The sequence below is a fragment of the Paenibacillus sp. FSL H7-0737 genome (assembly GCF_000758545.1).
GTDB lineage: Bacteria > Bacillota > Bacilli > Paenibacillales > Paenibacillaceae > Paenibacillus_AQ.
In genome coordinates this window covers 6,295,832-6,317,944 of sequence record NZ_CP009279.1, presented here as the reverse complement: position 1 = coordinate 6,317,944, position 22,113 = coordinate 6,295,832, and the positions used below count along the sequence as shown (strand labels likewise).

General features: G+C 42.9%; 17 protein-coding genes. All 17 read left to right on the top strand.

Annotated elements, in window-relative coordinates:
* Positions 1-72: 72 nt before the first annotated feature.
* The 17 genes from spoIIID (at position 73) to metK (ending at position 21,924) form a co-directional block, all read left to right on the top strand.
* A complete protein-coding gene (gene spoIIID / locus H70737_RS27625; RefSeq protein WP_019915029.1) occupies positions 73-360 on the top strand; it encodes a sporulation transcriptional regulator SpoIIID in 288 nt (95 codons plus the stop codon).
* Positions 361-489: 129 nt separating this feature from the next.
* Positions 490-1,488 carry a rod shape-determining protein gene (locus H70737_RS27620; protein WP_042192456.1) on the top strand — a complete coding sequence of 333 codons (999 nt, stop codon included), beginning with the start codon at positions 490-492 and terminating at the stop codon, positions 1,486-1,488.
* 47 nt (positions 1,489-1,535) lie between these two features.
* Positions 1,536-2,414, top strand: a complete 879-nt coding sequence (locus H70737_RS27615; protein WP_042192454.1) for a flagellar hook-basal body protein — start codon at positions 1,536-1,538, stop codon at positions 2,412-2,414.
* A gap of 52 nt (positions 2,415-2,466) precedes the next feature.
* Positions 2,467-3,288 carry a flagellar hook-basal body protein gene (locus H70737_RS27610; RefSeq protein WP_042192452.1) on the top strand — a complete coding sequence of 274 codons (822 nt, stop codon included), beginning with the start codon at positions 2,467-2,469 and terminating at the stop codon, positions 3,286-3,288.
* A 10-nt stretch (positions 3,289-3,298) separates the two neighbouring features.
* Complete coding sequence (locus tag H70737_RS27605; protein WP_042192450.1) at positions 3,299-3,535, top strand: DNA-directed RNA polymerase subunit beta; 237 nt, start codon at positions 3,299-3,301, stop codon at positions 3,533-3,535.
* A 257-nt stretch (positions 3,536-3,792) separates the two neighbouring features.
* Positions 3,793-4,215, top strand: a complete 423-nt coding sequence (fabZ, locus tag H70737_RS27600; RefSeq protein ID WP_042192447.1) for a 3-hydroxyacyl-ACP dehydratase FabZ — start codon at positions 3,793-3,795, stop codon at positions 4,213-4,215.
* 47 nt (positions 4,216-4,262) lie between these two features.
* Positions 4,263-5,984, top strand: coding sequence for a phospho-sugar mutase (locus tag H70737_RS27595; protein ID WP_042192445.1), 1,722 nt, complete (start codon positions 4,263-4,265; stop codon positions 5,982-5,984).
* Between the two features lie 134 nt (positions 5,985-6,118).
* Positions 6,119-8,155: a DUF5693 family protein gene (locus tag H70737_RS27590; RefSeq protein WP_042192443.1), complete on the top strand. Its 2,037-nt coding sequence runs from the start codon at positions 6,119-6,121 to the stop codon at positions 8,153-8,155.
* A complete protein-coding gene (gene csaB / locus H70737_RS27585) occupies positions 8,131-9,267 on the top strand; it encodes a polysaccharide pyruvyl transferase CsaB (RefSeq protein ID WP_042192441.1) in 1,137 nt (378 codons plus the stop codon). Before H70737_RS27590 ends, csaB begins: the two co-directional genes overlap by 25 nt.
* A gap of 6 nt (positions 9,268-9,273) precedes the next feature.
* A complete protein-coding gene (locus H70737_RS27580; RefSeq protein ID WP_042192439.1) occupies positions 9,274-10,029 on the top strand; it encodes a WecB/TagA/CpsF family glycosyltransferase in 756 nt (251 codons plus the stop codon).
* A 116-nt stretch (positions 10,030-10,145) separates the two neighbouring features.
* Entirely contained in the window at positions 10,146-11,273 is a 1,128-nt protein-coding gene (locus H70737_RS27575; protein WP_042131352.1) for a glycosyltransferase family 4 protein, read from the top strand.
* A gap of 159 nt (positions 11,274-11,432) precedes the next feature.
* A complete protein-coding gene (locus H70737_RS27570) occupies positions 11,433-15,350 on the top strand; it encodes an S-layer homology domain-containing protein (RefSeq protein ID WP_042192437.1) in 3,918 nt (1,305 codons plus the stop codon).
* Positions 15,351-15,505: 155 nt separating this feature from the next.
* Complete coding sequence (locus H70737_RS27565) at positions 15,506-15,847, top strand: hypothetical protein (RefSeq protein WP_042131350.1); 342 nt, start codon at positions 15,506-15,508, stop codon at positions 15,845-15,847.
* 807 nt (positions 15,848-16,654) lie between these two features.
* Positions 16,655-19,336 carry an Ig-like domain-containing domain gene (locus H70737_RS30055; protein WP_197071252.1) on the top strand — a complete coding sequence of 894 codons (2,682 nt, stop codon included), beginning with the start codon at positions 16,655-16,657 and terminating at the stop codon, positions 19,334-19,336.
* 87 nt (positions 19,337-19,423) lie between these two features.
* The gene (locus tag H70737_RS27555) at positions 19,424-19,960 is read left to right on the top strand and encodes a hypothetical protein (protein WP_042192435.1); all 537 of its coding nucleotides are present in this window, start codon (positions 19,424-19,426) and stop codon (positions 19,958-19,960) included.
* Between the two features lie 154 nt (positions 19,961-20,114).
* Positions 20,115-20,381 (top strand): alpha/beta-type small acid-soluble spore protein, encoded by a 267-nt coding sequence (locus H70737_RS27550; protein WP_042192433.1) that lies wholly within the window; start codon positions 20,115-20,117, stop codon positions 20,379-20,381.
* A gap of 340 nt (positions 20,382-20,721) precedes the next feature.
* Positions 20,722-21,924, top strand: coding sequence for a methionine adenosyltransferase (gene metK, locus H70737_RS27545; protein ID WP_042192431.1), 1,203 nt, complete (start codon positions 20,722-20,724; stop codon positions 21,922-21,924).
* Positions 21,925-22,113: the final 189 nt, after the last annotated feature.

Here is a 22,113-nt window from a genome sequence, read left to right as displayed (position 1 = left end):
CTTGAAAGCGCGAATATATAAGCCCGCCCCTCATATAATGTACCAAACTATCCACAGTTGGGAGGCGGGAGCGTGCACGATTACATCAAGGAACGTACGATCAAAATCGGACGCTGCATCGTGGAAACCAGGCATACGGTCCGGACCATAGCCAAGGAATTTGGCGTTTCAAAAAGCACGGTGCACAAAGACTTGACGGAGCGTCTGCCAGAGATCAACCCTGATCTGGCCGATCAGGTGAAGCACATTCTTGAATATCACAAATCCATCCGACATCTTCGGGGGGGAGAAGCCACAAAAATTAAATATAAAAAAACGACGGGGAAAAAACGTGAGGTTGCTGTAGCATCAAAGCCATAAGATTTTCGGAAATTTAAGGAAATATTCAGCTTTAAAACATTGTGTAGTTCCCCTAAAGTATGTTATTTTTAAATTTAGTACTAACTGCTGTTTTTTCAATTAAAATAACACTTTGGGGGCTCTTTCATTATGTTTAGCAAGGATATCGGAATCGACCTCGGCACGGCCAATGTGCTCATACATGTTAAGGGAAGGGGAGTCGTTCTGGATGAACCTTCCGTGGTCACACTTGAAAGTGATACGAAGAGAGTCCTTGCGGTGGGAGAACAGGCGCGTCGCATGGTTGGACGTACACCCGGAAATATAACAACTATCCGTCCTTTACGGGATGGTGTCATTGCAGATTTTGAAGTCACGGAAATGATGCTGAAGTATTTTATAGACCGTGTTGGCGGTCGTACCTGGTATTCACGGCCTCGCATTCTGATATGCGCCCCTACAAATATTACATCTGTGGAACAAAAGTCCATTCGGGAAGCGGCAGAACGCAGCGGGGCTAAGGAAGTTTTTATGGAAGAAGAGCCAAAGGCCGCTGCGATTGGAGCGGGAATGGACATTTATCAGCCAAGTGGAAACATGGTCGTCGATATCGGTGGCGGAACGACGGATGTAGCCGTACTTTCTATGGGCGACGTCGTTACCGCTTCTTCGATTAAAGTCGCTGGAGACAAGTTCGATGAGGCCATTTTAAGATATATTAAACAAAAGTATAAATTGTTGATCGGTGAACGGACAGCAGAGGATATTAAGGTTACTATTGGTACGGTTCGACCTGGTTTGATGAAGTCCGAAATGGATATTCGTGGCCGGGACATGGTAAGCGGACTTCCCCAAACGCTCACTATTACGGCGGCTGAGGTAAAGGAAGCATTATGGGATCCGGTTTCTTCCATTGTGGCTGCAGCTAAATCGGTACTGGAGCGTACACCACCAGAATTGTCTGCGGACATCATTGACCGGGGTGTGGTTCTTACTGGTGGAGGTGCTTTACTTAACGGATTGGACGAGCTACTCTCAGAAGAATTACATGTACCTGTTTGGGTAGCGGAAGACCCTATGCACTGTGTGGTAAAAGGAACAGGAATTATGCTGGACAATTTGGACAAGGTCGTTAAGAAAAAGTTCTAAGCAGCCGATATAAAAGGTAGCATTAGATTCGGGAGGAGACTACCTTCATGATAAGAGGTTTATATACGGCCGCGGCAGGTATGGTTGCGCAGCAACGTAGACACGATACGGCAACACAGAACATCGCTAACTTAAATACAACGGGATATAAGCAGGTTGACAGTGTTAATCATGCTTTCCCGGATGTCTTGATCTCGGCTATGATTAATGGCAATACCACGCCTGTGGGGCGCCTTAACACGGGAGTTTTTGCAGAACAGTCAATATCCCAATATTTACAGGGTGATTTAAGGGAGAGCGGCAAGTCTATGGATTTTGCTTTATCTACAGATTTGCAAGTCGCCGACCCTGTGACGGGTCAAAATATAGCCTTTGATGGTTCAGGGAAATATGTAAGTCCTGAGGGTGAGGTTATTTACCGTCCACAGGCTTTCTTTACCGTTCAGGATGCTGAGGGCAATAACTTATTTACCCGAAATGGAAGCTTCACAGTAAATGCGGCTACGGGAGAAGTGTTGAGCAGTGGAGGCTTCAAGGTTCTGGATTCCACTGGCAAGCCACTTGTCTTGACAGGAAATCAGGACACCCTTAAAGTGGACGGGCAGGGTAATGTACTAAATCCAGTAACAGGACTTCCGACAGGGACCAAGATTGGTGTGAGTGTAGTTACAAAGCCGCAGGAGCTTGTGCGTGATGGTAAAGGTGTGTTTCACGCTGATGATATAGCGGCGGCAGACATTCGTTACTCCAATGCAACTGATAACTTACAGGTGCGTCAAGGATATTTAGAGGGCTCCAATGTTGACCCTACTCAGGTTACTGTTGATTTGAATGCCGCATACCGGGCGTATGAAGCGAACCAAAAGATCGTCCAATACTATGATAGCAGCTTGCAGAAGGCTGTAACTGAAATCGGCAGGGTATAAGTGCTGCTTATGAAATGGGTTTTACAGGTACAGCTTATAGGAGGTTTGATCTATGAACAACTCAACGATTAGTGCAGCAGTCTCCATGTCCAGTCTTCAGCAGCGGCTTGATATTATAGCGGATAATCTAGCTAATATGGATACAAATGGTTATAAAAGCAAGAAAGGCTCCTTTGAGGATGTGCTGACTCGTGTGCAGCAGCAATCGGATGACTATGATCAGCCGGGCCGCGCTACACCTCTAGGTTTTAATATCGGTTTCGGGACTTATGTGCCTTCGATTACGACTAATTGGGAAGAAGGTCCCCTTAAAGAAACAGGTAATCCAACCGACTTGGCGCTTCAGGGTAATGGGCTGTTTGGAGTTCAGGTCAATGGAACTACAGCTTATACAAGACAAGGTGACTTTCACTTTACGCCTGACACCACCGATGCAACGAAGATGGTCCTTGTAGATAATACGGGGAATCCGGTACTGAATACAGTAGGTAATCCTTTAACGGTCCCTGTGGGCGTGAATGCAGCTATCGATGAATCCGGTCGTGTATTAACGAAACAGTCAGAGAATGGACCTGTTCGGGTAGCAGGTACTATAATGATTGTAGAACCTAAGACACAGAATGCTTTAAAGGCAGTGGACGGGAATTTCTATATGCTTGCCGATGGAGTTACAGCTCAGCAGGCTTTTGTACAAAGAGCGGCAGGTGAGGCGTCTGGAATTGGAGTACGCTCAGGGTGGCTGGAGCAGTCAAATGTCGATATGACCACAGAAATGACAGAAATGATGCAGATTCAACGTACGTATCAACTCGCAGCTCGGGCGCTTTCTTCCAGTGATCAGATGCTAGGTCTGGCCAATAACATGCGCGGGTAGAGGTGAAGGAATGGAACGTCAGAAAAAGGTGAAGTCGGAAGACAAACCAGAAGACAAGAAAGAGCCGAAGCGGCGAGGATTATCAAAATGGACACTCATCCAGTGGATTCTTATTCCTTTGCTTCTCATAGCTGCACTTGGAGGCGGACTGGTTGTCGGTTACGTTGTCCTTGGCAAAAAAGAGTTTAGCGATGTTCTACAATGGAGCACGTGGAAACATGTCTATGATTTGGTTTTTGCTCCATAATTTAAGATGATAACGACTCCCTTCTTGCTTAAGGGAGTTTTCTTTTTTATACGGATAAATGTATAATGGTGGGGGGCCTCGGGCAGCAAAAAGGGCCCTCTCCGCCATGCTATCGCATCCGGTGGAGAAAGCCCCTTATCTCAACCTCCACTTCTGCAGGTGGTGAAGGATATATATAGTTTTTACCGAAGCTGCCTAAATTTATGCAGTTCGGCGAAGAATAAATGAAGTAACATCCGAAAGGAGTTTTGTTAATAATGCTGGATATCAACCAAATTCAAGAAATCATCCCCCATCGACCTCCATTTCTGCTGGTGGACAAGATCACTGAGATTGAAATGGGTAAACGAGCTGTTGGCATTAAAAATGTAACGATCAACGAACCTTTCTTCGCAGGTCATTTTCCAGGTTATCCGGTAATGCCGGGCGTACTGATTACAGAAGCTCTTGCACAAGTTGGTGCGGTTGCTATTTTAGGGGTAGAAGCGAATCGCGGTCGGATTGGCTTTTTAGCCGGGCTCGATGGATTCCGTTTCCGTGGTCAAGTCGTACCGGGAGATACGCTCACTCTTGAAGTGGAGATTACTCGCCTTAAGGGCAGTATTGGAAAAGGACAAGCTACTGCGTCGGTTGAGGGGAAAGTTGTTGCCTCTGGGGAAATTATGTTTGCGCTCAGCTAATATTAATTAGCGAATATATATTATACATGGAGAAGGAGAGATTCTAAATGACTCAATTAAGCCCAAAAGCGGCAGAAACCTTATCTCGCTGGCTGGAGAACGCATCTGTTGATGAGTCTACGAAGGCGGAGCTGCGCGCTCTGGAGAACGAGCCACAGGAGCTCGAGGAACGATTTTATAGAGATCTGGAATTCGGTACAGGTGGTCTACGCGGTGTAATTGGTGCAGGTAGTAATCGTATCAATCGTTATACGGTAGGTAGAGCTACACAAGGTTTCGCTAAATATATTCTGGAGACGCATACTGGAGCGGGAAGACCTTCTGTTGTTATCGCTCATGACTCCCGTCGTTTCTCGCCTGAATTCACACTTGAGGCTGCTCTTGTATTGGCTGCTAATGGCATTGAGGCTCATTTATTTACTTCTCTGCGCTCAACACCCCAATTGTCGTTCAGCGTGCGCCATTTGAAGGCAACGGGCGGTATTGTTATTACTGCAAGTCATAATCCGCCTGAATATAACGGGTATAAGGTTTATAATTCTGAAGGTGGACAGCTTGTCCCTGACGAAGCCGAAAAGGTCATTTCTTACATATTAGGGGTTGACACTTTTGATGGTGTGAAGCGGATTTCCCAAGAAGAAGCGGAGCGTCAAGGTCTGCTGCACTGGCTTGGTGAGAAGGATGACGAAGCGTTTACCGATACTGTCGCTGCGGTTAGTCTTGCAAGTGAAGAGATCGCCTCTACGCTTGGAAAAGACTTCAAAATCGTATACACCCCGCTACATGGTACTGGTAACCTGCCAGTCCGCCATGTGCTTGAGAAAATAGGTTTCACACAGGTGCATGTTGTACCTGAGCAAGAACAACCAGATTCCGAATTTTCCACTGTAAAATCACCGAACCCAGAAGAACGCGAAGCCTTTACACTGGCTATGAAGCTGGGCGAAGAGTTGAATGCAGACCTCTTAATTGGCACGGATCCCGATGCAGACCGTATGGGGGCAGTGGTTCGCGATAATGAAGGTAAATTTGTTGTTTTGTCGGGCAATCAATCTGGAGCTTTGATGATTCATTATTATTTGAGCCGTTTACAGGAACAAGGTAAGTTGCCTAGCAATGGTGCAGTTGTGAAGACTATCGTGACGAGCGAGATGGGGGCTGCTGTAGCCTCTCATTATGGTGCAACTGTATTTAATACGCTAACGGGATTCAAATATATTGGGGAAAAAATGACTCAATTCGAACAATCCGGAGATTACACATATCTTTTCGGTTATGAAGAAAGCTATGGTTATCTTGCAGGTAACTATGCTCGTGATAAGGACGCCGTTCTTGCTGCTATGTTGATCGCTGAAGCAGGTGCTTATTACAAAGCTCAAGGCAAAACATTATATGATGTTCTTCAGGAATTGTATGAGCAGTTCGGATACTTCTTGGAAAGCCTGGAGTCCCGTACACTGAAGGGTAAGGATGGCGTTGCGCAAATTCAAGGTATCATGAATGATTGGCGTACGAATGCTCCACAAGAAATTGCGGGATCTGCCGTTACAGAGGTGCTGGATTATTCGCTAGGCTTGAATGGTCTGCCGAAGGAAAATGTACTGAAGTATTTGCTGGCTGACGGTTCATGGTTCTGCCTGCGTCCTTCAGGTACCGAGCCAAAGATTAAAGTTTATTTTGCGGTTGTGGGTGAATCCTTGCAGAATGCTAAGGATAAGGTAGCTACACTATCCAAGCAGGTTATGGCTCGTGTTGACGGGGAACAATAAAATAAGAATATAGATCGCGCTCTATATTGTGAAATTATATTTTTTACGTAGAAACGGGTACCGTCTCTAAAAGGATGACGATCCGTTTCTACTTTTGTAAAAAGAGTTTTGAAGTGAAAGAGGAGGTACTTTTGGTGCAGCAAAAATGGCAACGTTGGAATATTTCTTCCCGAAAGTGGCTGTGGATCATAGTTGTGGTTGGCGTTTTAGCTGCCTTGCCAGTTGTCTATGACCGTCTGCAGACGGAGAAGTCTTCCAAGACAGTGGAATTTGTATTTGATTACCGTGATTTAGTTGAAGTAGCAAGCTATCGTGCAAATCCGCAGGATTATATTTCCGAACAGTTAGATCGTCTAAAAGATGCTGGTGTTCAGAGTATGGCGATTTACGAAAGCACGCTGGAAGATTATCGGAAGGCGCGTCGTCTAATGATGTGGGGTGCGGCTGATATCGCTAATCTTACGGATACAATCATTCCGGTGAATGAGAACTATACTTATGTTCTTTTTACTAATCCTGATTACTACCAGGCCCTGGCGCATGTCATTAAAGAGGCATTCGGTAATCTTGGGATTACTTCGAAGGAATGGAGTTTCCGCGGACAACAAGGTCTTATTATTGAGACTCCAATAGAAGATGCTACACTGAAGCCACTTCAGCCGGATCCATTTACACTGGAGATGCTGCATGACAAAGGGTTCACCATTGTACCGCGTCTTGTGGATTCTTTGACTTATAATAACGCGACAGTTAAGAAGCTGTTAGATCGTTATGAAGAATTGGGTGTAAAACGAATCCTATTCGAGGGAGAGTCCGTTAAAGGGTTTAATGATGATGCCGATACGGCTAGTATCACTGACTTTGCAAATCTCCTTAAGGAACGTGGAATCGGAATTGCAGCAATTGAAAATATTAAGAAGCAGCAGAAGGGCTTTAACAAGCTTGCTTATTTGCTGGACTATAACGTAACACGGTTATACTCCCTTAGCGAAGGGGACTCTGCCTTAGATCCAAAAGTGATCTCAGATCGTTTCGCGCTGGCAACAAAGGATCGCAATATCCGCATGATTTATTTAAATACGATTCCTTCACGGAATACAGCTAAGGCACAGATTACAGATACGCTAGACAACCTTGTCACGAGTCTGAGTGATCCTGGTGGTGCCGTTGAGCAGATCAAAGACAATGGGTTTAAGTTAGGACAAGCTACGGCTTTTGAGGTTGTAGATTCGTCTTATCAGCGTTACTTCAAGTTAGTTGCGGTAGTTGGCGCAGTCTCTTTAGTAGCGCTGCTGATTTCTTACTTTATTCCTTGGCTTACGATCCCAGCGTGGGTGCTAGGATTATTGGGAAGTGCAGGCCTGCTGGTCTTGAAACCAGAGCTGTTTGAGCAGGCACTGGCGCTAGCGGCTGCGATAAGTGCACCGACCCTTGCGGTTGTACTTGCCATTCGTAAGGTCAATGAAATGGGACCTCCTCTACGGAGCAATTCCCTTACCTATAAGGCTATGAGCCCGAAACGTCGGTTCACGCATAGTCTGGTGCTTTATTTGAAAACTTCATTAATTTCTTTGAGCGCTGTGCCATTCGTAATCGCACTGCTCAACAACATAACCTACAGTCTAGTGCTGGACCAGTTCCGCGGTGTCAGTCTGCTCCATATGGCACCTATCGGCCTTGTAGCGCTTTATGTACTCCTCTATCGTGGAGAGTTTGTCTTTAACAAGACAGGTAAGCTGCTGCGTACACCAATCACATTAGCTATGGTTCTTGCCGCTATGGTTCTTGGGGTCGTAGGTATGTATTATTTAAGCCGTACTGGAAATAGCGGTAACGTAACACCTCTGGAAATGGCCTTCCGTACATTCCTAGAAAATACGGTTGGTGTCCGGCCGCGTAATAAAGAGTTTTTGCTCGCACATCCGTTATTAATTCTTGGTGCATTCCTGGCCTTTAGATATCGGAATGCAGCGTTTATCATGATCATTGCCGTAATTGGTCAGCTCTCCATGGTGGATACCTTTGCACATATTCATTCACCTGTTCTAATCTCGCTGGTTCGCGGATTGCTCGGTCTTGGTCTCGGACTGATCATTGGTGTAATTGCTGTACTCGTATGGCAGATTGCAGAAGGGTGTTGGAAGCGATGGTCACCACTCCTAAAAAGATAGTTATCTCTGGTTACTATGGTTTCCGTAACAGTGGAGATGAGGCGGTGTTGCAGTCCATTCTAAATGCACTGCAGAAACAGTCTCAAGCTTTGGGTATATCCATTGAACCTATCGTGTTATCCATTGATCCTGAGTGGACCAGCGCCACATACGGAGTGAAATCCGTGCACCGGATGAAGCTTGTTGAAGTCCGTCAAGCGATTTATGAGAGCGCTGGTCTGATCAGCGGTGGGGGTAGCTTGCTGCAGGATGTAACAGGTAGCAAGACTATTCCTTACTATTTAGGTATTATCAAACTTGCGCAGTGGATGGGTAGACCAACCTTTATCTATGCTCAAGGCATTGGGCCAGTGAATCGTAAACTTTTTCACCCTTTAATCAAATCCGTGTTTCGTAAATGTACCTATATATCTGTGCGGGATGAACAATCCCGCGAGCTTCTTCTATCTATGGGGCTAGAACAGAAGAACGTAGAAGTTGTTCCCGATCCGGTAATGGGCTTGTCTTTGCCAGAGGACACGGATGTTGCTACACAATCTTCAGAGTTATCTGATTCACTTCCGGTGATTGGGATATCGGTACGTTTTTGGGAGCAAGACCGCAGAGAACTGGAGGCTCTTGCACAAGGCTTGATTAAGGCCAACCGTGAGGTTCCGTTACATTTGCGATTCCTCCCTTTTCACACCCCTTCGGACAATGAGGCTTCACGTTATCTGATGGATAAGCTGAAGGGAAGTATAACCGAGCATGGTGGGCAGGTCAGTATTTGTGAGGATGCCATTCACCCGCAGCATATGCTACGGGAAGTGGGACAATGCGATGTTCTGATTGGTATGCGACTTCATAGCTTGATCTACGCAGCTGGAAGACGTGTTCCACTGATTGGTATTTCTTATGATCCGAAGATCGATCATTTTCTGGACAGAATTCAGACCCATCCTGTTGGAGCAACGAACACACTTGATGCTGAACATGTTGCTGCCGAGATTGTTCATCTTTTGAACACAGGACAGGAATGGAGAGCGGCACGGGAAGATGTCATTTCCAAGTTGATTCAAGAAGCAGAGGCACCAGCTCGGCAAATCGTAGAATATTTTTACCATAAAGGATGATCTAAAGTGAAAGCAGAAAGCGCGGTACCTACAGTTCCTATTTTTGGAATTAGAGTCTCGAAAGTTGATATGGCAGCAACAGTTGCCTATTTGACGGAGGCTGTTCATACACGTATCCCGCATCAAGTGATTACAGCTAATCCAATTATGGTTATGGCTGCACTGGAAGATCCAGCTTATATGGATATTATGAAATCGGCTGAATTGGTTGTCCCCGATGGGACAGGCGTTGTATGGGCTGCTAATTATTGTAATGAGCCGGTATCAGAACGGGTAGCAGGTTATGATCTGTTACATGAATTGATGCGGCAGGGTGAAAGATATAGTTGGAAGGTATATCTCCTAGGTTCTACGCCTGAAGTGATTCGGGAAACCGCTGAAAGGTTACAATTGCAATATCCGGGTGTTATCATTGCAGGATATCACGACGGTTATTTTGGCCCGGATGCAGATGAAGAAATTGTTGCTGGAATTGTTAAAGCTAATCCTGACTTATTATTTGTTGCCAGAGGTGCAGATAGTCAGGAACCTTGGATTGCTAAATATAAGTCCAAACTGGGCGTTCCGATCATGATGGGGGTCGGCGGCAGCTTTGACGTGATCTCTGGGAAGAGCAAAAGAGCGCCAATAGCCTTCCAAAAAATGAGAATTGAATGGTTGTACCGTCTCCTAAAAGAACCTACACGGTACAAACGAATGCTTGCACTGCCGAAATTCGCATTAAAAGTGGTGCGTGAGAAAGATAAAGTAACAAAAGTCTAGCAAAATGCCGATATTCACCTAGAAAATGAGATAAATAGCCTAAATAAAGGATTGGAATTTGTTTTTGTAACAGCGTATAATTCAATGCGGTAGAGAAATGGGGGTCGACTGATCAAATGTTAATCATATACATCGCTGGATTTATCGTATGCATGGGACTCGCACTTGGCCTCACACCTTTGGTGAAGAAATTCGCCATTAAGATTGGTGCAACAGATGTGCCGAATGCTCGTAAAGTGCACACGAAAATTATGCCCCGCCTTGGCGGATTAGCTATTTTTCTAGCGTTTGTGTTAGGCCTGCTTGCCGTATTGCCGATTATTCCATACGAGTTCACTCCGCGGGAGGTCAACTTCATCAAAGCGCTGCTGTGTGGTGGCGGACTGATTGTACTTATCGGTGCACTTGATGACCGATTCGAATTATCAGCAAAAGTGAAGCTACTGGGCCAAATTATCGCAGCCTGTATCGTTGTTTTCGGCTTTGGTATTACTGTAGATTTTGTGAATATTCCATTTAACAATACGTATTCCTCACTGGAGAGCTGGATTGCTATCCCGCTTACGATTTTCTGGATTGTCGGTGTTACCAATGCCGTTAATCTGATCGACGGGCTGGACGGGCTTGCGGCTGGTGTATCAGGAATTGCAATTGCTACGATTGCGGCAATGGCTTTCGTGATGGGAAACACCATGGTGGCAATGCTGTGTTTGTTGCTTCTGGGTAGCATCATCGGATTCCTGTTCTTTAACTTCCATCCTGCTAAGATTTTCATGGGTGATACAGGTTCGCTGTTCTTAGGCTTTTGCTTGGCATTACTTGCTTTGCTAGGATTTAAACAGATTGCAGTGGTTTCGTTTATTACACCTTTGCTTATTATCGGTGTACCATTGTCGGACACGTTCTTTGCGATCGTGCGCCGTAAGCTGCAAAAGAAACCAATCTTCGCACCAGATAAAGGTCACTTGCATCACTGTTTACGCGAGCTTGGCTTTAGCCATCGCCAGACTGTACTCATTATTTATGGTATTGCTGCATTTTTCGGTATTCTAGCTGTCATTCAATCATCCGCAGCTCTTTATGAAGCGAACTGGGTTACGTTCGTGGTTATCTGTATCATGCTATTCTTCCTGCAAATCGGTGCTGAAATCACTGGTTTGATCGGTAAGACTAAACGGCCGCTGATTGATTTCTTTTTAAGAATGCGTATGAAGGCTGATCCGGAAAGAGGCTCTAAGTCCTAAGTGACTAAGCAATTATTCTAAAATTTTCTATAAATAACAAAACTCATCCGATTTCGGATGAGTTTTTTGTTATTTTCCCTAAAAATATCACTACTTATGACCGATAAAGAACAAAGTGAAGGTTTACGAGAACTTATACTCAAAGGAGAGATATAACACATGCAACGCTTTAAGAGACCGTTCGTTTGGCTGATGCTGGCGGCTTTGATCGTTTCTATGTTCCCAGGTAAATACACGCCGATAGCGGCAGCGGCTACCACGAGCTCTACGACTTTCTTCAGTCCGGATGATCTCACATTACGAAATACCGTTCTGTTGAAGCAAGATGTTGTGCCAACAACAGCAACTCCAAATCCAGAGGGGTTAATTAGCCGTTCTAGTGTCTACAAAATAAGTAATCCTACCTTTTCGATTACAGGGACTTACTCACAAGTAACCTCATCTACAATGAAGGTTACTGTTGAGCAGCTTACTCAGGATACAACTAAAAAATGGGTAACGGATTCGACTCGCTTAACTACTGGAACAGTTACGACAGATAACAACAGTCCAGACAATCGCTTCGTAGCGTCTGGTCTTGTTCTGTATACAGGCTTTAATAAGATTACTTTCTCTGGTATGCAAGGTAATCTCCAACGTTCTGAATCTTTCTATGTGCTTTATGATCAAGTACCTTACGTAACGGAATTAAAAGTATTGGGTGGACCTTCTGCACTGAACTTAAATGAAGGAACACAGGTAGTTGTGCCGGTATCTACAGTTACTCTCCAAGGTAAAGTAGCGAATGCAACTAAAGTTAGTGTCTCCGTGAATGGTGGAACAGCTCTGCAAACCTCCTTATTGGAAGACGGAACATTTTTTACACCTGCTTTGAATTTGAATCCGGGATTAAGTACTCTTAAAATCGTAATTCAAAATGCTTCGGATTCTATAACCATTGACAGATCGGTTTATTTCTTTGATAAGGATCAACCGTTTGCTTCTTTGAACATCAATCATAATTCAGTCGACTATAATATTCTAAATGACAAAGTACCGACATTAACTGCTGACCTGACACCTAGTGTTGCCGGCTTTACAGGGCAGGTATTGGTGCCTTATAACGTAGCTCCATTCGAAACAAATGCTAAACTAACCCTCAATAAAGGTACTGGTAATGAGAAAGTTGTTACAATAAAAAAAGTGGAAGAGGAATTAACTATTCCTGGTCCTGATGGCGTTACTCCAACGTACAAGTTGGTTAAATTTACGACTAACACAAATCTGGATATTCTCCCTGGTGTAAATGACTTTAAGTTAAGTTTGGATTATGGCACTCACAGTAGTTCTCATCTCTATTCTTATAAATTCTTGAAAGATGAGACTGTTATAACAGAAATGTATTTTCTTCCTGGATATACGGGTTCAGGAGATCTTACTAATATCTCAAAACTGCCATTAAATGGACAACAGGTGGAGACAGATACTTTCTACATTATGGCAAAAACAAATAAATCAACTTCAGCTGTTTTAACTGCTAACTATTTACCTCTGAGTAATAAACCTTTACTCATAACTTCAGTTACTGTTCCAAGTCTCGGTACAAACGAATACGTATATAAAATAACGGGTTTCTCGAATGGTCAACAGAAAGTACAGTTCCGATACACAGGATCGGAGTCTTATTATAATGCTGATATTTCATATGTATCTAAAAACTATATTTACGTAAGCAATCTGCAGGACGGACAAACCTACGAATTCGATTCTAGTGCCGAAAATACTTTAACGGTAGCCGGCGAATATATTGGATTTGAAAATATCGCTGGTGCACAAGTACAAATTAATGGTATTGATAGTAATTCATTAACGGATAAACCATTTAAGCTTGAGGTAGAAAAAAATTCAACAGTAAACAAAACCACTTTCAATTTTGACTTGAAAATTAGTCAGACAGGGCCTCTTGTGTATGGTGAGAACAAAATCGTATTTACAGGAGTCTCAATTGATAATGCAGGCAATCAACGGATTATCAAAAAGGAACTGAAACTCTATATCATTGATACTAATATTTCTGGTGTAAAACAATTCCACCCTACTTTGGGAGATAATCGCTTACCTTTTACAAAAACAACACTTTCTAATGAAGTTGAGCGCAATGCCATTTTGGCATTGCCAGCAGAAATTGTATACAAGGATGAAAAGTATACAACGAGCAAAGATAAATTCGATTTGGTGCTACAAGGTAGTGGTGCTACGACCCTGAATCTGTATCAAGGTTCTACGTTGGTCTTTTCTTCGACAGGACAAGATAAGCTGCTCACGGACATCGAACAGGAACCTATTGGACCAAAACGTTATCCAGATGAGTTGACTGCAAATGGCTTGTACTATGAGTACATCGGAAGTGCTAAGAACTTTATCTTGCGTTTACGTGATATCAGGTTTGATACCCCAGGAAGTCAAGTTTATACGCTTGAGCTTATTAACAAAACAGGAGCAAGAACTACACAACGTCTTGAGGTAGTACGAGAATTAGCGCCATATCGTCTTCTTTCACCTGTACCGACAGTAGGTAAACAAATCGTCGTTAACAAAAACTTTGTTCGTTTTGATATTGAGGCCGAGGGCGCGACTAAAGTAATAATTGGTAAAGATGAAGCTAAGAAACGTACAGATATTCCAAATTCAGATCGTTTCACCTATGATTATGTAGGTTTGAAGGCAGACAAATCCACGCCAATTAAGATTCAAATTGTTCGTGCTAACTCTACAATTAGCGATACTATAGATGTCTATTATGCCAGTGCAGTACAGATCGACACGCAGTATATGGCAGAAAAGGTAGCTACGAAGTATAGTGTTTTCAATAAAGCTCTAGAATTGAATTTCCCTAAAGGAACAATTATGAAGGGATTTACTAGCTCTGGTGCTGCGAAATATTATCCTAATACAAAATTATTGTTTGGTATTGCGGATCCCGCTGATGGAGTCGTTGAACGTAAGAATGATTACGGAAATATTATTAACGTCACTGGTAGCGATGACAGAACTGAAGGCGGCGGAGGTCAACTTGTGATCCCGCAGGATCTCGCATTGCGTTTCACATCAACCGTTTCCACGAATAACTTTTCAAGAGTATCCGATATCTACTGGCTCAGCGGTGGCTTAGGAGAAGACGGTGTTAACATTGAAACCAATGGCGTTACTCCGCATTTTGTGGACGCTAGCGGGAAGACGGGGTATTTTACGCAGTACAGTCAAACCCGTAAAATTGTACCTTCTCAACGCGGTGAATTGACGCTTACATTTAATTCTAGCATCGTAGATGAAGTGGGTTCGACAATTACAGTATTCCGGTATACCGATTCAGGAAAATGGGAAAACGTAGGTGGTGTAGTAGATACGAAGAAACATACCATTACAGTTCCATTTGATGAGTTTGGTTATTATACTGTTATGAAGCTACGTCGTGGTTTTGTTGATATTACGAATCATCCATGGGGCAGAAATATTATGAATGGATTGTACTCTAAGGGTTTCATGACTAATCTTCGTGCAGATGCATTCGGTGCAGATGATTTAACGACTCGTGGCGAGTTTGCTACATTGCTCGTAAAATCATTGAGTATTCCTTTGAACTATGATACAAGTAAACAAACATTCTTCGATATTGTGCCACAAGCGGTTTCGGCCACATGGGATTTCAAACATATTGAGACTGCTGCTAGGGCAGGTATTGTTACAGGACTAAGTGATGGCTTCTTTGGCCCTGACCAAGCCTTAACGCGTGAACAAGCGGCAGTAATGATAGCTAGGGCGCTGAAGCTGAAGATGTCTTTGAATGACAATAAACTCTTGGCAACCTTAAGTAAATCGTTTGTTGATACGAGTAATATGGATTTCTATTCACGTCCTGCGATTGAGGCTGTGTCCAAAGCTAAGATTATGGAAGGAAGCGCCGTGACAGTTACAGGACAGAAGAAACCCGTATATAACTTTAATCCAAAGGGTAAGTTGACTAGAGCGGAGGCTGGAAAGATTACAGTTGCACTCTTGCAAAAGAGTACAAGCATCTTCCCTAAGAACTTTAACTAGAGCAAAAAAATGTTCACCGGCCTGCGAAAAAATATTCGCAGACCGGTGTTTTAATGTAATGAGAGCAATTACCAAAGACATATATTTTGTATTCTTCTTAGATTTACGATACAATAACGTAGAAAATATTATTTTCTGAAAGGTGAAAGCCAACCATGAAACCGATTTTAGCAAAAGCACAGTTGGATTACATGAAAGCCAAGAATATGTTTGAGAATAGAGCAAAAGTGTTAGAAAAGGAAATTGCGGCTAAGCGGGCACTACAGGAGATTACACAGGAGGTTATGGAAGAGCTTGTGCAGGCTACAGGATTCCATGATTCCTACAATGAGCTTGTCGTTGCTGAGAACGCTCTGATCGAATGGTCTCATACTACAATTAAGCATGAGAAGAGCTACCGCGAGAATCGCGCAGCTATTGATGCAATGTACGACAATGTAAACTCAAGTCCTGAAAAGCGTCAGGAATTGATCCAGTTATCTATGAAGATTCGTTAGACCCTACTGTAATAGAAGCAAGCGCCGGCAACGGCGCTTTTTTGTTGTGTTCTATAGGGCGGATCTCCGAATGGTGACGGTAAGTAGTAGCCATTAGCTTACGAATCATCAAAGTAATGAACCAGTAGGCTAACCAAGAAAGAACATATTTGATTGAACCTATAAGCGAAGGTTTTTAGGTTATAGCTTTAAGAGCTGAAGCTCAGAAGGGAAGCCACCATATAAACAGCTTACGGTGAATGTGAGAAATCTGGTCTTTCAGCCCCGTTATACTCAAACTTTGTAGGAATGTTTAAATAAATGGCACTAGTGTTAATGATACTTAGTAAATATTGCATAATGACGTTTAGAAAACGACTATGGTATACTATTTTCCGTGGCAACCCAAGATTAACAATAGTTAGTAGAACATACATATGTATCTTCTATTGGGATTGTACCGGGAAACGAAAAAAGAAAAGATTTTTTTTGAGAAACCGCAACTTTTCCAAATCTTCTGCGTTTAAGGTGTAGAGTCATTTACACAGGCAGTTGAAATTAACCGCTGGTAAAGCGAATTTAACAAAATGGAAAAATTAGCTTTACGTGACTTGAGGCACATTGTATAATACTTAGGTATAATTAGGAATCTAGTATTGTCATGTCCTGATCATTGTTTACCAGTTTCTGTGATACCCGTCACAGACATTATTTATACTTAATTTGCTCAACTCTGGAAAGGGGGTGCATCGGCTAATGAGTGACACGAGCTACTCAACTAAAGAAAAATCTCAGTTTATGAACGTCCAAGGAGGAGAAAAAAAGGTTATGAAGAAAATTTTATCCGTAGCATTATCTACAGCAATGGCATTCTCGATGTTTGCCTCTGTAGCGTTTGGTGACGCAGCAGCAACTCCGCAACAAAAATTTGACGCTTTGGCAGCAAAAGGTATTCTCAATGGGTACCCAGATGGTCAAGCTCACCTTGAAAAAGATCTTACTCGCGCTGAATTCGCGAAGATCGTTACTAAATTGTTCGATCTTACTGAAGTAACTAACAAATTGTCTTACAAAGACAAAGGTTACAACGCTAAGAACTGGGCAGTTCCTTACATCGAAGCTGTTACTGCAGCTAACTTGATGCAAGGTAAAGATACTGTTAAAGGTATCTTCGACTACAATGGTAAAGTAACAGTTGAAGAAGTAGCGGCTGTATTGTTCCGCGCTTTGAAACTTGAAACTCCAGCAACATCTGACAACAGTGCATCTGCATGGGCTAAAGGTTATGCTCAAGCAGTAATCGATGCTGGTCTGATTGCTAAAGACACTAACTTCAAAGCTAACGCTAGCCGTTCTTTGGTAGTTGAAACAGCATATGCTGTTGATCAATTGAAAGCAGCTCCTACTGTAGCTTCTGCTGAAGCAGTAAGCCCAACTAGCGTAGTTGTAACTTTCTCTGACAAAACTACTACTACTGTAACTTTGACTACTGCACTTGTAGAAGGCGTTGAAACTTCAATTTCCTTCAAACACAATAATCATGACTACACTACTAAAGTAACTTTGGCAGCTCCTAAGGTTCTGTCCGTAGAAGCTCCAAACGCTAAACAAGTGGTTGTTAAATTCAACCGCGTTGTTGATGCAGAAAGTGTAATTGATGATGGAAAGCTGATTAAAGATGCTGTTAAACTTGTTGCTGTTAGTGGAACAAAGGTAACTGTTGATGGTGCAGCTGCAAGCTTGAACGAAGCTGGTACTGAACTGACAATCACTTTCAACGCAGTTGAAACTGACTACCTGAAAGGCCAATACACAGTATTAGTAAGTGACAGTGTTCTGACAACAGCTGGAACTAAAGTTGCAGCTTACACTACTTTGTTGACAGTTGCTGATACAACTGCTCCAACAGTTAAGGTTATCAATTCCGTAGCTAAGGAAACGACTAAAGAAGTATTTGTACAATTTAGCGAGCCTGTAAAACAATATGGTTTTACTGCTAATGTTAACGGTGCTCTTGCATCTGTAACAAGAGAATCTGCTGACACGTTCAAATTGACTTCAACTACTGCACTGAAAACTGGTACAGCTTATGATGTAACATTAACTAAAGTTACTGATTTTGCTGGTAACGTAGCAGACACAATTAAAACAAGTGTTACAGTAACTGCTGATACAGCTGCTCCGCAGATCGTTAGCGTTACTACAGATAGCGACCAATATGTAAATGTTAAATTCAACAAAAAAGTTAACGTTGCATCTTTCAAAGGTAATGTTCACTTGCTCAAAGCTGACGGTGATAAGGTTGGTAACATGAACGTTATTACAACATCCGACAGTGACACAATCAAACTACAAGTACCTAGTGGTTTCTCGTTCCCATCTTCCGGAACTTTCACTGGTACACTGCAATTCCAAGCAGCTGTTCGTGATACACTGGGCAACACACTTGGATCAAGCTTGAATCAAGCGATTACTCTGACTAAGGATGCTACTGCTCCAACTGTAGTATCTGCTACTTACGGTTCTAGTGGTCTTGTGCTTACATTCAGCGAAGATATCGTTCTTGCAGGTGGAACAGTTAGTATTATTGACGAATCCACAGGTGCTGTTTCTGAAACAATCACTGCTGGACCTACCAATACTAAAGTAAAAGGCGCTAAGTTGACTGTTAATAACACAAAAACTTTGAGCGGCGATTACACAGTTCGTCTTACAGCTGGATTGGTGAAGGATAAAGCTAGAACACCTAATGCCTCCGCTGCAGCTACAGTTACTCTTACTGCTGAAAAAGTTATTACCAACGATGACAAGAGACCTACTGTTACATCTGTAGTCTATGAAACAACTAACAAAGGTCAAGATGGTTATCACCAATTCACAGTAACTGCTGAAGATAACGTAGGTTTGAATGTAGCTTCGCTTCGCGATGGAAACAGCTATGTCCTGAACGATGCTGCTCTACCTACCGGTTCCTATGCAGTTGTGGATAAAGCTTCTGTAGTAGGTGATGCTACTAAACCAACATTTACTAAAGTAAATGTATTTATTCCAGTAGGCGGAATTACAACGACTAAAGACTACACGTTTAAAGCCGTTGGTATCTCTGATGCCGCAGGAAACGGAATGGAACAAACTACTTCAGCTTCCAGAACTGTTGAACTTAAAAATACAACAGCTCCTAAATTGACTGAAGCGGCTATTAACAGTGTTAACGCTGGATACCTGGCATTGACTTTCTCAAATGCTCTTGTACACGACGTTGATGCAACAGACTTCGAAGTCGTTGTAGGATTAGATGGCAATGTAGCAAGAATTGCAACCATTACGAAAGTAACACTTGGTACTGGTAGCGATGAGGGTAAAGTATTGTTGGAAATTAGCGTTGACGGTAAAAAGATCACTGATTTGAACACTGTTGATTCCCTTACTGTTCAAGTTAAGGCAAATGCTAACGCATCTGACAAAGATCACCTTACAGTTGTTCCTGATACAAAACTCACTGTAAGATAATTAGCTTCCTTTACGAAGCAAGAATAGCCTCTTCGGAGGCTATTCTTTTTTTATAGGCATTTATCCCGCTCCTGAGGAGGAACTTCATTGAAATCGATATGGAAAGTATCAACTGCAGCTGTATTGCTGGCTGGTGGTATATGGGCTGGATCACTAATAAATGTTACTGCTGAAGGTGCAGGTGTAGGCTCGCAACCTGGAACAGCGGATGACCCAGTGGTTACTAAAAGCTATGTAGATCAGCAAATTCAGAAGGCACTTAATGGTGGTGCAGGCACAGCTCCAGTAGCTACAGCTACTCCGAGTCCAAGCTCAGCTCCAACAGCTACAACAAACCCGACTACTAGCAGTAATGAATCCGTAATTGTCGATGTAAAACCAGGACAAACCTTAATTGCTTCCGCAGGCGCTGAATTTATCGTTCGTGCGGGTAAAGCGGTTATCTATTCTCAGGATGCAAATGGTGTTGCTGATTTAACGGATGGTAAAGACCTTGCCAATGGAGTAGCTGCACCGACTAACCATTTATTATCTTTCCCTCGTGATGGTCGTGGTATTACTGTGCAATCAGGACAAACTCTTGGCCTTGTTGTCATGGTTCGTGGTGGATATACACTAAAATAATTTGTAATAGTTATATATTCATAATGCCCGTAAAAGTACTTAATCATACCTTCAAACTGATTTCCAAAGTTACAAATCATTGGCGCGATTGAAGAGTAGCTGTTGGACGCACAATATTCCTGTAATCTTACAAATTCACAGGAGGTGCTGTAACATGGCACGTAACAATCGCACAGTGGTACCGGAAAGTCGGGCAATGCTGAAGCAAATGCAATATGAAATTGCAGCTGAATTTGGTTTATATGGAGCGCATTATGGAGGCGGAGCAGACACAGAGTTTGCTTCTGAATTAGGAGCAATCGGAGGTAGTGGTTCTGGCCGTCGCCAGTATCTTGGACATCTTAGCTCAAGAGATAATGGCTCTGTTGGCGGAGAAATCACGAAGAGACTTATTAAGCAAGCCGAACAGTCTCTTCTTTAATAATATCAGGGAAAGAATTCTTATTAATCCTATCTGATATTTCTTTTTAATACTGTGGAATCAATATTTATACTATGATGGAGGGGCTTCGGAATAATTGACACCACCTCCCAAATAAGATAATATGACTTTTGAGGAAAGCCTTAGACCTTTTCCATATGGGAAAGGTTCATTTTTTTGAAGAGTTTAGTGAATATAAACATGAAATACTGCAATCATCCTTCATAAAAAGAACAGGCCCCCGAGTTTCTTTGTTTTATAGTTTTTTATTAATTTGGCCTGTGATTATTAAGGAACTCCTTATACAGTGTCAGACTAACCATAAGGGAGGTTGTTATACTTGTCTATTAAAGGGCGTCATTTGTTTACTTCTGAGTCCGTGACGGAAGGGCATCCGGATAAAATCTGTGACCAGATTTCCGATGCGGTATTGGATGCATTTTTAGCTAATGATCCAAATGCTCGTGTAGCCTGCGAAGTAGCAGTAGCAACTGGTCTTGTTTTGGTGATCGGGGAAATCAGTACCAAATCTGAGTATGTAGATATTCCTGCCATCGTACGCAATACCATTAAAGAAATTGGCTACACACGTGCAAAATATGGTTTCGATTATAATACTTGTGCAGTATTGAGCTCACTTAATGAGCAGTCAGCTGATATTGCTCAAGGTGTAAACTCTGCTCTCGAGCACCGTGATCCAGCACAATTGGCTGAAGAAACGGCAAATATTGGTGCGGGTGATCAAGGCTTAATGTTCGGTTTTGCTACGAATGAGACACCTGAACTGATGCCGCTACCGATCGCTTTATCTCACCGTATTGCTCGTCGCTTATCTGAAGTTCGTAAGAACGGAACTTTGGAATATTTGCGTCCTGACGGGAAGACACAAGTTACGATCGAGTATCAAGATGAGAAGCCTGTACGCGTGGATGCTATCGTAGTATCTACACAGCATGCAGAAGAAATTTCTCTTGAACAAATTCAAGCAGATATTAAAGAGCATGTAATTATGCCGGTTGTTCCTGCGGAACTGCTCGATGCTGAAACTAAGTATTTTATTAACCCAACAGGACGATTTGTGATTGGTGGTCCTCAAGGGGATGCCGGTCTAACTGGACGGAAGATTATCGTTGATACGTATGGCGGATATGCTCGTCATGGCGGCGGCGCATTCTCTGGTAAGGATCCAACTAAAGTGGACCGTTCTGCGGCTTATGCTGCTCGTTATGTGGCGAAGAATCTTGTTGCTGCGGGTCTAGCTGATAAATGTGAGATCCAGCTTGCTTATGCCATTGGTGTGGCTACTCCTGTCTCGATTAATGTGGATACATACGGAACAGGTAAGATCAGTGAGGAAAAGATGGTTCAACTGATCAGCAACAACTTTGATCTTCGCCCTGCGGGTATTATCTCCATGCTTGATTTGCGTAAACCGATCTATAGACAGACTGCAGCATACGGCCATTTTGGACGGACTGATGTTGATCTTCCTTGGGAACGCGTAGATAAAGCGGAATTACTCAGAGGTCAGGCAGGATTGTAGTTAATTATATGTTCTTATAATACGTTAAGCCCGCAAGTTGGCACTTAGTGTCAGCTCTGCGGGCTATTTTTATGTAATGGGCAGAATTAGAATTGATTCTAATCATAGAGAAGTAGACTACTAAACTTTGTAAGCCCTTTAACCGAAATATAAGAATATACATAAAGACGTTAGTATGGTTTGAGAGGA